The 12,525-nt window shown below is 45.3% G+C and carries 10 protein-coding genes and 1 tRNA gene; 1 reads left to right on the plus strand and 10 read right to left on the minus strand.

All coding sequences use genetic code 11. The annotated features are described in order from the left end of the window. Positions 1–107 precede the first annotated feature (107 nt). The 7 genes from BLCOC_RS17200 to BLCOC_RS17230 all read right to left on the minus strand — a co-directional run bounded on the left by BLCOC_RS17200 (position 108) and on the right by BLCOC_RS17230 (position 9,155). The gene (locus tag BLCOC_RS17200) at positions 108–941 is read right to left on the minus strand and encodes a deoxyribonuclease IV (protein WP_115622871.1); all 834 of its coding nucleotides are present in this window, start codon (positions 939–941) and stop codon (positions 108–110) included. Positions 942–1,031: 90 nt separating this feature from the next. Further along, positions 1,032–2,777 (minus strand): sensor histidine kinase, encoded by a 1,746-nt coding sequence (locus BLCOC_RS17205; RefSeq protein WP_018597407.1) that lies wholly within the window; start codon positions 2,775–2,777, stop codon positions 1,032–1,034. Then, on the minus strand, positions 2,774–4,315 hold the full coding sequence (locus tag BLCOC_RS17210; protein WP_115622872.1) for a response regulator transcription factor: 1,542 nt from the start codon (positions 4,313–4,315) through the stop codon (positions 2,774–2,776). Before BLCOC_RS17210 ends, BLCOC_RS17205 begins: the two co-directional genes overlap by 4 nt. 101 nt (positions 4,316–4,416) lie before the next feature. Next, entirely contained in the window at positions 4,417–5,235 is an 819-nt protein-coding gene (locus tag BLCOC_RS17215; RefSeq protein WP_018597405.1) for a carbohydrate ABC transporter permease, read from the minus strand. Beyond that, positions 5,236–6,171 (minus strand): carbohydrate ABC transporter permease, encoded by a 936-nt coding sequence (locus BLCOC_RS17220; RefSeq protein ID WP_018597404.1) that lies wholly within the window; start codon positions 6,169–6,171, stop codon positions 5,236–5,238. Positions 6,172–6,299: 128 nt separating this feature from the next. Continuing rightward, positions 6,300–7,634: an ABC transporter substrate-binding protein gene (locus tag BLCOC_RS17225; protein WP_018597402.1), complete on the minus strand. Its 1,335-nt coding sequence runs from the start codon at positions 7,632–7,634 to the stop codon at positions 6,300–6,302. 246 nt (positions 7,635–7,880) lie between these two features. Continuing rightward, positions 7,881–9,155, minus strand: a complete 1,275-nt coding sequence (locus BLCOC_RS17230; protein ID WP_115622873.1) for a uroporphyrinogen decarboxylase/cobalamine-independent methonine synthase family protein — start codon at positions 9,153–9,155, stop codon at positions 7,881–7,883. Between the two features lie 219 nt (positions 9,156–9,374). Between BLCOC_RS17230 and BLCOC_RS17235 the strand changes: the two genes are divergently transcribed. Next, positions 9,375–10,247 carry an AraC family transcriptional regulator gene (locus BLCOC_RS17235; protein WP_115622874.1) on the plus strand — a complete coding sequence of 291 codons (873 nt, stop codon included), beginning with the start codon at positions 9,375–9,377 and terminating at the stop codon, positions 10,245–10,247. 61 nt (positions 10,248–10,308) lie between these two features. Here the strand turns inward: BLCOC_RS17235 and BLCOC_RS17240 are convergent. From BLCOC_RS17240 to BLCOC_RS17250, 3 genes are all read right to left on the minus strand, one after another. Next, positions 10,309–10,392 (minus strand) — tRNA-Leu (locus BLCOC_RS17240). Positions 10,393–10,474: 82 nt separating this feature from the next. Continuing rightward, positions 10,475–11,344, minus strand: coding sequence for an amidohydrolase family protein (locus BLCOC_RS17245; RefSeq protein WP_115625431.1), 870 nt, complete (start codon positions 11,342–11,344; stop codon positions 10,475–10,477). Between the two features lie 107 nt (positions 11,345–11,451). Then, positions 11,452–12,441, minus strand: a complete 990-nt coding sequence (locus tag BLCOC_RS17250; protein WP_018597398.1) for an aldose 1-epimerase family protein — start codon at positions 12,439–12,441, stop codon at positions 11,452–11,454. Positions 12,442–12,525: the final 84 nt, after the last annotated feature.

The raw sequence follows: 12,525 nt of genomic DNA on the forward strand, positions 1-12,525 counted from the left end.
CATTTTTTTTCTTTCCCCGCACATTACCTCATAAACAGCAAAAAATTCCCGGCAGAGAAGTCAAACTTTTTCCTCTGCCGGGAAATTCACTCATACTTCCCGTAATTTTACTCTATATAGGCCTCTTTCAGCATGGCGATCTCCCCTGCATATCCCTCCAGATCATTGGGAGTCTCCAGATAGAAGGGTAGTTTCCTGAGTTTGGGATGGTTGATAATCCGCTTCACAGCCTCGAATCCAATCTTCCCCTCCCCAATCTTCGCATGTCTGTCCTTGTGGCTCCCGAGTCCGAACATGCTGTCGTTTAAATGCACGGCTTTCAGCCTGTCAAGTCCAATGACCCGGTCAAATTCTGTCAGAACCCCGTCCAGGTCATTGACAATATCATATCCGCCGTCATACACATGGCAGGTATCCAGGCAGACCCCCATTTTCTCTGACAGTTCCACCCTGTCCAGGATCTCTCTTAACTCTTCAAAGGTTCTGCCCACCTCACTGCCCTTCCCTGCCATGGTCTCTAAAAGCACTGTGGTCCTCTGTTTGGCTGTCAGGATCTCATTCAGCATATCCGCGATATAGGAAATCCCCGCTTCCACTCCCTGCTTTACATGACTGCCCGGATGAAAATTATAACAGTTTCCCGGTGTATACTCCATCCGTTTCAAATCATCCGCCATGGTATTCCTGGCAAATTCCCTGATCCCCTCATCCGCGGAACAGCCGTTTAATGTATAGGGCGCGTGGGCAAGAATACAGGGAAATCCCTGGTCTTCAGAAAGCTTTAAAAATCTTTCCACATCCTCCGGGCTAATCTCTTTTGCCTTGCCGCCCCTGGGGTTCCTGGTAAAAAACTGAAAGGTATTCGCCTGTATTTTAACCGCTTCTCTCCCCATAGCCTCGTATCCTTTGGCTGAGGATAAATGACATCCGATCGTAAGCATAATTTTTTCCTCCTGACGGTTCCTTCTTATGACTATCCAGGATATTATACACGAAATACGATTTAAAAAACAGCCTTTCTGAAATTTCCTTTACATGTTTTCCTTTTTCTCCTCATATTCACACGGAAGACGGAGGATAACACTTGTCCCCACATCCAATATACTCTTTATCTCCAATCCGTATTCTTCTCCGTAAATATACTGGATTCTGTTTCTTACATTTCCCACACCGATCTTACGCTGTGTTCCTGTGGTCAGCTTTTTGTCCTGCAAAACTGCCTGCAGGTTTTCCTCCTCCATTCCCACTCCATTATCCTGAACACAGATGCAAAGTCTGCCCTTGTCATGGTATGCAAGAATGATGATCATGCCTGGCCCTGTCTTGGGAACGATTCCATGAAATAACGCATTTTCCACAATGGGCTGCAGTAAGATATTGGGAACTCTGCATTCCAACAGTTCATGGGGAATTTCATAAAACACTTCCACCTTGTCCTCATATTTAAATTTCTGGAGAGTAACGTAATTATCCACGTTTTTAATCTCCTGCTGCAGTGTAGTAAAATAATTGTCTGTGTCTGCTCTCAGCGTATCCTGCAAAAGGACAATAAACGCATTGGAAAATCGGGCAATCCTGTCATTTCCCTCCTCCTCCGCCATATAAGAGATCGTACTCAGCGTATTATAAATAAAGTGCGGATTTATCTGCAGCATCAGCCGGTCAATTTCCATATTGACCATATCCTTTTCATACGCAATGGATTTCTTTATGTACCGCTGCAGGTTTTCTGCCATAGTATTGATGGTATCCCCCAATTCCTGAATTTCATCTGTGGTATTGATTTCTACTCTTGTGTCAAGATTTCCCTCTCCTATACACTTACTTGCAGCAGACAGTTTATGCAGGGGACGTGTGATCCTGTCCACATCCTGATACAGGATGATCAAAAGCAGCAGTCCTGTAATTCCCATGCAGATAGGGATAAACTTTAAGGAATCTCCAATCTTTCTGTTCATGGACTGTACGGATATTTCCGCCACGCATCTCCATTCCCCTTTCATACTGCCGTTGACCAGAAGAATATTCCCATTGTCAAGTTCTGTTACGACTGTATTCCCATTCTCTTTCAGTTCCGGAAGTTCCTTATAGGCAACTGTACTTTTTCCTTTTTCTGAAAGCAGGTTTCCGTACCCGTCATACAATAAAAAAGCCTGGACCAGACCATCGTCAATGGTTGTCTCCTGTGCAAACTGCTCCTTCCGTATCTCCACCACAATGTCAACAGGCTCACTGCTTTTTCCCGTAGCATCATAGCAGGTCAAAATGTACGGCAGCACATCAACTTTATAACGTGCTTTTATGACAGCTATGTTTCCCGGAGGTGCAAAGCCTGTCCTGCTGCCTGACTCCTTAAATTTCTGATACCATACAGCATTTTCAAAATCATAGCTGGTTCTTTCCTTTGAGTAACACATACTGTCTCCCAGAATGGAAATGCAGACACAATCTATCTGGGAAAGCATGTATTCCGTTAATTTCCTCTCCAGATCATCTTTGTAACGCAGACGGCTGAAGGAATCCTCCGTGTTCTTGCCAAACAATCCCTGCACGGTCTTATCAAGGGCTACTAAACGTGCCAGGTTTTCCGTGGTTTCCTGGATATATCCCACATGCTGTACATACTGCTCCAATTTCTGCTTTTCACCGCTGACAGCCTGTTCTTTTAATATAATATGTGCCGAGTAGAAACAGACAGCCCCAATTACCAGAAAGGACAAAAGGATCAGGGACAGTATATGGTTTAATATTTTGGATTTAATACCTTTTCTCTTCATTCCCGCTGACTGCTCCACTTTTTCTGATATTGTCCCGGACTTATTTTTTCATATCGCTTGAACACTATACTGAAATACTGACTGGTTGAAAACCCCACTTTTTCATAGATCTCGCCGATAACATACTGTCCTGTCTCCAGAAGTCTTTTTGCTTTTTCAATCCGATATCTGGTAATATAGTCCACCACCGTCATACCGGTTTCCCTGCGAAAGCTCCTTCTGAGATGGCTCTCACTGATTCCTATATATCTGCTGATATCCTCCAGTGAGATCTGTTTTTCATAATTTTCGTGAATATAGTCCAGTGCGCCTTTTATATACTCAGAATAGGACTGTGCACCTTCTGTCTCACTTTCACGGTTTGTCTTTTTGATTTCTTCGGACAGCCAGTTTTCCAGTCCTTCGGCATTCTGAAAATCGTATTTTATCCTCTTTTCCAGCTCATTAGTGGAGAGACAGGATTTTTTCCTTTTTGCCAAAAGCTCCTGGTACAAAAGCTTTGCGATATGGAGAAATGTTTCCGCAGGCATAGTATCTCTGTATCTGCGGAGTTTTTCCACGGCTGTGTCCAGTTTCCACTCCCTGTTGACAGGGTCCACAATTTCCTCCATCCATTTCCAGATATCCACCTGCTGCCCCATGTTTTTTTCCTTCTCATATTCCCAGGAATACCACACGTGCCCCTTATTCAGCGTATGTGTATATCTCTCCCAGACTCTCTGCCTCTGAAAACAAGACGGTATTTCATCAAATGTTAAATTGGCAGGAGAAACAAGCAGCACGTATTCCTCCTTTTGTTCTTTTAGAAATCCTTCTATCTGGCCGGCCACGGCACACAGTTGTTCCTGCTGCTGCCTTTCGCTTGGCAGATTTCTCACATAAAAAATAAGACAGTAAGAGACGGATGACACTTTGACTGCAGCTCTGCACTTCATATTCTCTGAGTGGACAATGGTCTCTATCTGATTTTCATCCAGTCTGAATTCTTTCTCTTCCATTTCTGAGAGACGGATAGGTGTCTTCCGAAAAATGGATATTACCGCATAACTGATTGCACAGCCCTCCGGCGCGGTAAATGTGACAATACTCTTTTCCCCATAGTTTAAAAAATTGAGTAAGTTTTTTTCAAAATACGTTCTGTTTTTCTCCTTCTCCATTTTTGATTGGAGAAAGAGCCTTTTTATTTCCGAATCCACCTGTTCTTTTGTGATCTCATTTTTGATCATATAACCGGCGATCCCCAGGGCAAGCCCCTGCTGCACAAAAGAAAAATCCTTGTAGGAGGTCAGGAGGATCACTTTGATTTCCGGATAATGCTCTTTCACTGCCCCTGCAAGTTCAAGCCCATCCATAACCGGCATACACACATCTGCCAAGATCATATCCGGGCGGCAGGCTTCCAGTTTCTCGAGAACCTGTCTGCCGTTTTCTGCCGTCCCTACAATCTGATAAGTTTCCTGCTCTTCACCCAGTACCCTTTTTATATGGCGGATCGCCATAGGTTCATCATCCACAAGAAAAATCCTGATTTGCTCCATAGATTAAAACACCTCTTATCCTGTCATGGTAACTTTCCTTTCCTTCATCATACCACCCTGCCTTCCCCAATACAATTTCAGGTATTATTTACCGAGTCTCATCACCCCTTGACTGCTCCTGCAGTCAAACCCTTTATAAAACTCTTGGAACCAAGGATGAACATTAAGATCAGGGGAATTGTGGCAAGCAGCAGTCCTGTGATCTGTGCCGCATAATCTGTCCGATAGGCATTACCAAGACTCCTGATGTAGACAGGTATGGTATAAAGCTTTGGACTATTGACAAACACCAATGGGACAAGATAACTGTTCCAGGACCATAGAAAGATCAAAAGGGCCAGTGTGGTAATACCGGATACCATACATGGGAGAGCAATGCGGAAAAAAATTTTCAGCTCCCCGCACCCGTCTATCCTCGCACATTCCACGATCTCTATGGGCAATGCTCCCTGAATAAACTGTGTCATCCAAAAGGCGCCAAAACCACAAGCCAGCCAGAGCAAAATCATAGGCCATAAGGTACCTGCAAGACGCAGCGTCTTCATTTCAATCATATAGCCGATGATTCCAATCTGTGACGGAACCATCATTGTCATCATAACAAAACTAAAAAGAGCCTTTTTCCACTTAAAAGGATATACACTCAGAGCGTATCCTGCCATAGCGCTTATCAGTATACAGCCTATGGTGGCTGAAACAGAGATAATCAGACTGTTTATGTACGTTCTTACAAACCCCGATTCCATGACAATGCTCACATTTTTCATAAAATAATCAGAGGGAAGAAATGGAATCCCTTTAAATATCTCTTCCGTCTTATAAGTTGACATGAGTATCATGGTAAAAAACGGGTACAGAGATATGATAGAGACCAGAAGCAATGCTGCTGCTGCGAATATCTTGGCAACTCTTTTTTTCATTTATCCTTCCTCCTTCCGGTTCATCAGTTTCATGCCGATAACAGCACAGAGCACAATTAAAGCAAACAACACAATAGCAACCGCAGAGCCGTATCCCAGCCTGCTGGTAGTTTTAAATGAAACATCATAAAAATTCCAGACAATAGTCAGACAGGAGCGGTTTGGCCCTCCCACAGAAGCTGATCCCATACCGCTGCCGTTAAAAAGAAGGTTTGGTTCATCGAACATCTGAAGCCCGCTTATGATACTGGTAACCACAACAAAAACCGTGATGGGCTTCAGCATGGGAATGGTGATTCTCCAGAATATTTTCCAGGCGCTGGCTCCGTCCGCTCTGGCTGCCTCAAACACATCTTCCGAAATGGACGTGATTCCTGCAAGGTATATTGCCATATAATAACCGGTACTCTTCCAGATGATCATAAAGGCTACTACAAAGTATGCCAACTTTGGATCCCCCAGCCAGTTCATCCCTTTGTCGATCAGCCCCAGCCCCATGAGAATCTTATTCACAATACCGGTTGACCAGTCAAACAGAAAGGAAAATATCAGACCTATGGCTACCGGGGTTGTAATATAAGGCAGAAAATTCACGGTCTGAGCCACATGTCTCCCTCTCTTCAGATTACTCAGACACGCCGCCATCAACAGCCCCAGAAAAATGGATATGGGATACGAAAGCAGCATGATCCTCAGCGTATATACAATAGACTTTCTAAAATTAGCGTCTTCCAATAGAACTCTTTTGTAATTAGCCAATCCCACAAATACCTTATCTGCCATACCGTCCCATTCAAAAAAACTGGTCCGCAGAGTAAACAGAATAGGAAACAGATTAAATGCCAAAAAACAGATAATAAACGGACCAAGAAAAAACAGCGGCCAATAAAGTGTATACTTTCTCAGCCCTTTTGAACCTGCCTGCAGTTTATTCATAAACATTCTCCTTTACCAATCATATAGACAACAAAAAAGATGCCCTGAGATTTTTTCGTTGTCATAAAAAGGCTGCTGCAGCAAAGAATCAATCCTGATTTTTGTGCAGCAGCCTCTGCCGTCATCTTTTATTTCACAGCCACGTCCGGCAAACGATTCTGCATTTCCTCCAAAGCCTGTGCCAATGCCTGATCCGCCGTCACGCCTTCATCCGCAATAATATTATTCAATACAAGGGTCATCACCTCACTGGCCACACCATCGTATTCTGTTCTCTGAGCAATTTTCATTTTGGGCATAATATCCTGATAGAGCAGTTTTCCCACATCCTGGCCTCCAAAATACGCATCTACTTTTGAAGTATATTCCGGATTCTCATATGGGGCTTTGTAAGGTGTATAATAATCCACCTTCTCTTTCATTTCCTGAATCCCTTCGTCTTCCATAGTACAGAATTTTATGAAGTTCCATGCCATTTCTTTGTTCTTACTCTCTTTGGATATTCCCATTGCAGTTCCTCCCCAGGAAAAGCTGTTTCCTTCTGGGATGAACATTCCCCAATTTCCGCTTCCCTCCGGATCATTGGGTTTGATGGAAAACTCCAGGGACCAGTTAGCTGCCGGAAAGAAAATATGGTTTGACTCTGCATAAGCGGCATTGTCCTGAGCGGACCACTGCTCGATCACATCAATAGCCCCCGCATCGCGAAGCTGGCAGGCATCCGCAATGGTCTGTTTATACTTTCCTGTAAAATCTACTTCACCACTTTCATTCACCAGTGATGTTGCTTCTTTTCCCCGCAGCCATTCTGCCACTGCTCCGATCGTTGAAAACAATTTCACTGTGCCTCCTGATTCCTTCTGCACCTTTTGGGCCGCATCGCAGAACCCCTGTATATCCGGCAGCATGGCAGCCAGTTCATCCGGATCATCTGTGCCGAGATACTCTTTAGCCAAATCTCTTTTATACGCAAATGCTGACGGACACACCGTCTGATCCACACACAAAATCTTTCCTTCCGCATTTTTCATCTGATTCAGGTAGCTGTCAAAAAACATATCATCTTTCAGATTATAAGGTTCCTTGGTCAAATCCTCCCACATATCAATACTCAGCATCTGTCCTCTGTAATTAGCCTCTGACACTAAGATATCCGGCAGCTCCATTCCGGACGCGATACACTGCTGTACTTTTGTCACATAATCAGCGGAAGCTACCTCTGTGATCTCAAATTCCACATCCGGGTATTTTTTCTGAAAAGCTTCCATCATAGGCTTATAGAAGTTGGAGTCCCATCCCCAATAAGACAAAACAACTTTGCCGCCGTCCCCGCTGTTCTCTACAGTTCCCTGTTCTTCCTTTTTGCCGCTGCCGTCATCCGGCGCCTCCCCGCATCCGGCCAATACAGACACAGCCATGGTTCCCACCAGCGCCAGGCTTAAAATCTTTTTTAAATTTTTCATCTCCACGTTCCTCCTTTGCCTTTCTCTCTTGATAGAACTATCATAACAAAAAACCCATTTCCATCCTATCCAATATCCGGCTCATTTGTATAATATCCGCTCATTTCCACAACTCTCCAGAACATATCTGAAAATCACTGTATGAGAGCGATACACTTTTGGGGAAAAAGAGAAGCGCCTGCGCATAGTATCTGCGCAGACGCTCTTCTCTGTCTTCATTTCAAATGATATTTTCTATTTCCCGGTCTATTTCCAATGGTCCTCAATCTCTTCCCTGATGACCTGTATGTAGCGCCGTGCTTTCTCCACATTCCTGTCAATGGTATAGACATCCCTCTGAGTGATCTCCATCTTACATCCTCTGGCCGCATGCAGGCTTTTTCTTATATAGGACCGGAATGCCTCCTCATCAAGCTCTTTACCGCTGATACCCAGGAAGGTGGCTGCCGGTTTTCTGTGGTAGATCACCTTGCTGCCGCGCAGCCGTTCTCCCATAAATTCTTCGTCGCACCAGGGAGAGATGGAGACCTTCCTCAGATTTTTAAACTTGCTGATGCAGCGGTCCCACACCTTGTCAACCGGCTCGCAGCACCCATAAGAAAGCAGGCCAAACTGGGAACCAATCTTCTCATAACAGGGGAAAATGATCTCTTCAAACATCGTCGGGGAGATACTCAGTGTCTCCTGGGAATCCATATATCCCCATACATCCCTGCGGGTCAGCTTTCTCTCCTTTAAGGTCTCCTGACCTGGCAGCTCTGTGTTAAAAGCAAAAGTTCCCTGGCCCACACTTTCGTATTCCGTAGTTGGAAGGATCAAGCCCTTTTCCTCCAGCAGATCATAATAGGCCAGTGTATCATCCGCAGCCTGGTCCATAATCCTTTTAAAAAGCTCCGGATACTGGGCAATGTTCAGCATCATATTCTCCATTCCCATCAAGTGGATCAGCATCTGGGTGGGTACGCTGTAGAGACAGTCCATTTTTCTTCTGACCGGCAGAATATCACCGACAGCATCTGTCACAGCCTCCAGCTTCTTCCTGCTGCTGTCCAGATCCACAGAAAACACACTTGCCCCTATTTTCTCAAAATCATCCTCCAGATCCTCGATCACCGGCAGAAAACGTACACTGATGCCTGCACTATCCTCCTCCTCTTTTCCTGTGGCAAACTCTTTCTTCATGTCCAATCCGTACAACTTGAACTCAGTATCATAATTCATCTCAAAGCAGTCCGGCGTCACTCTGTCATCATCAAAAAGTTCCTGACCCACAAAATCCTGATACAGATCAAACTCCACTTTTCTCGCAAAATCCCCGGTGCATTTCAGTCTGGGGGTGATGACCTCATTGTTGAATCCCCATGACTCCAGCACCACCATGGGAATTTCCCCCTGAAGGGCATTGTGTCTGTACCACCTTTCTTTCAGGACTGCATTTCTCTCCTGCGCTGCAAGTTCCTTATGTTTTTTAGCCACCTCACGTAATATCTGCTTATCCGCGCTGCTTATACCGTATTCCATAAGTATTCTCCTTTACTCCCTGTTCTCTCTTTTACACTCTGTTATTGACTTTAGAACACTTGTCAATTTTCTATATCATAACCCATACTAAAAGGTTTTTCATTACAGTGAATTGACATTATATATAAAAAAATTGACTATATACTGCCGATTCCCATTGACTCCTGAAAAAAAAATCTATATCTTAGAAGGTGTAAAAAGAGTCAGGAGGCTAAACCTATGGAAACATCTGCTTCAACCCCTTTACCAGGATCACAGATCTATTTCTGTACCCCAACAGCGTTGATCCGCCGGGAATTCTTATATCCTATCTGTCTGGGACATTTTTTTTGTGACCGCACCTACCACGTAGAGCGTTCCAGCTATGACAGCTTTCTGCTGCTCTATGTCCGGTCCGGTTCCGGTTATCTGACTTATGCCGGAAAGCATTTTCATCTGAATGAAGATGAGTTCTGCTGTATCGACTGTTATCAGCCCCATACCTATGGGACAGATTCCTCCTGGGAGATCCAGTGGATCCATTTTGACGGCATTTCCGCAGGAAGCTATTACCAATGGATCATAAAGCAGAACGGATATGTCTTTCAGCTCCCCAAAAGCCAGACCATGCAGGCTCTGAGACCTCTGCAGCACATGCTGGACATTTTTGCCATGCATGTCCCCTATAATGAAATCTGGCTCTCCAAATATATCACGGACCTGCTCTCTTTTCTCCTTGAAATGCCGGACTATACTCTTTTCACCTCATCAGACAATGCGGTGAGTGAGCATGCCAGTACAGTGAGTGAACGTGCCATATCCTATATGCAGCAAAGGTTCTCCTCCAACCTGACCATGGAAGAGCTTGCGGATCATGTGTCCCTGAACCTGTCTTACTTCATCCGGTGCTTTAAAAAAGAAACAGGTATGACGCCGCACAGCTATCTGATCTCCATACGTCTCCAACAGGCAGTCTATTATCTAAAGACCACAGACCGCACTGTAAAAGACATCGGCTTTGCCTGTGGGTTTCAAAGTGAAAACAGCTTCTGCATTACCTTCAAGAAGCATAAAGGGTATACCCCTTCCGAATACCGCAGTCTTCCACATTAACAGCCTTTTATTTCAGGGCAGAAAAAAGCCCTGTATCTTCTCAGATACAGGGCGTCTCTAATGCGGGAGATGGGACTTGAACCCACACGATCTTGCGACCACTAGATCCTTAGTCTAGCCTGTCTGCCAGTTCCAGCACTCCCGCTTTTCTCTGTCGCTCTTTGTTATCACTTCCGAACGACAAGTGAAAGTATATCACCAAATTTTGTATTCGTCAATACCTTTTCCTAAAAAAATCTGAATTTTTTTCTAATTTTTTCCTCTCCCTCAAAAATACGTGCTTTTAAGACAGTTTCATCCTCCGCACATTCCTGAAAACATCTCCATTCATCCAGCAGTCCCTGGCCATGGGGAACCAGATAAGCTCCCGCGTCACTGCCCAAAGCCATGTGCACTCCAAGCTCTAATGCCCTCCTGATGTTCCTCTTCCCCTTCTCATAAATCTCATGCAGCAGTTCATCTGAAAATCTGCCGCAGCCAAACATATTCGGCACCACAGTGATGGTGGGTACCCAGACAATATCAGATTCCGCCATCATCTGAAGTGTCTCCTCTGTCACATAATTCCCATGCTCCACACTGTCTGCTCCCGCTCTCACCAAGTCCGCCACAGGACCGGCACCATTGGTATGGCACATGACAGCAAATCCCTCTTCATGTGCAATATGCACCATCTCTTTTACTTCCCCATACGGCAGCGGTTCCCCTGTGATCCTTCCATCTGTATCAAAATCCATGATACCTGTTGTCATGATCTTAATAAAGTCTCCCTTATGGGCTTTCACTTCTTTTACCAGATCTGCGTATTCCTTTAAATTTTCATACGCCATCCCCACGATCCCCCCATAACACCCCTTTCGGTGAATTGCGAAAATCGGCGTCCTGTAATCAATTCCATACTCCCCGGCAATCTCCTTGGCCCTCTTGGAGACTCCCAGAGCATCTCCCCCGTCTCTTACAAAGGTGATGCCCTTCTCCTGATACCTCTTAAAGTGACACCGGATCACGCGATCATCCACGCCGTTCAAATGCCGCTCTACAGCATGTCTGTAATTCACTCCATCCATAAAAATATGTGCATGGCATTCTCCAAACATCCTGTCCCTTTCAGCTATACTCCCCTTCTCCTTTAATACTTGACGCTCCCCGGCTTCCTTCTCATCCCCATTTATCATGACACAAATATCCTCCTTTTTCACCTGATTCACTCCACCCGGATCACCAGCTCCACGGTCTTTTTCTCCCCCGCTCTGATTCTGCGAAGGGTCCCGTTCTCCTCTTCCCATTTCTGTCCGTCCACATGGCAGTTGCAGGGTTCAAGCCCTATAACATAATCCCCTGAAGCCATGGACTTCCACTGTGTAAAATTCGGCAGCTCTTCCTCTGGAAATTCCACACAGATTCCCATTCCCAGTTTTGGATTTTTCACTTTAACACATGCCCTGCCGTTCTCGTCAAACCGTATTTTGTGGTAAAACACCTGTTCCGGGACCAGATCCTCCGGCGCTTCCACACAGTTCCAGGGAAGCCTTGTCTTTTCTCTCTCCCCTTTCAGCACAGTTTCCAGTGCCGGTACTTCGATCACACTTCCCTCATCCAGCAGAGGATATCCCACATTGCAGTGGTAGAGCAGCATAAAGGGTTCCTCCCCGAATCCCTCATTTACAAACTCATCATGTATTTTAACCTCACTGCTTCCAAGCTCTGCCGAAATAGTCCTTCTCAGCACAATATTCTCTCCAAACAAGGCCGCCTGACGCATTTCCCCGGAGATCACTATGTGGTACACATCCCCATCCCAAAAAGCATCCGCACACACATGCTGCGCCGGCGTTGACCGCAGATATCCATGCATGGGAAGAGGTGCGTCCGGTGTCAGATCCGGCCTGCCTACATTGCTGGTACCGCAGGTAAAAAACATACCTCCCATAATACTCTTCTGAGCCTCAAACCCGCTGCTGTCAAACCGCTGCCCGTTCATAAGACCCGGTTTACTGAGAAAATTCAGGTTTATCCCCTTATATGACATTTCCACAATATCCAGGCATTTGTCAGCAGCCACCGTAAAAGCCAGTTCCCCTGCCTTCACCTCATAAGCCCTAAGCCCCGCTGCTGCCCCTTCTTCAAAGGTCACCTTTCTCACATATGCCATCTGCTGCATACTGCCTGTTTTCCTCATCATTTCTCTATTCATACCACATTTCCTTTCCATTTTCATTCACAGCAAAAATCCCCGTTATCCGGGGACTTCTGCCTGTTTACTCTGCCGGCACTGCCA

Origin of the sequence: Blautia coccoides (assembly GCF_034355335.1) — a bacterium.
Lineage (GTDB): Bacteria > Bacillota > Clostridia > Lachnospirales > Lachnospiraceae > Blautia > Blautia producta.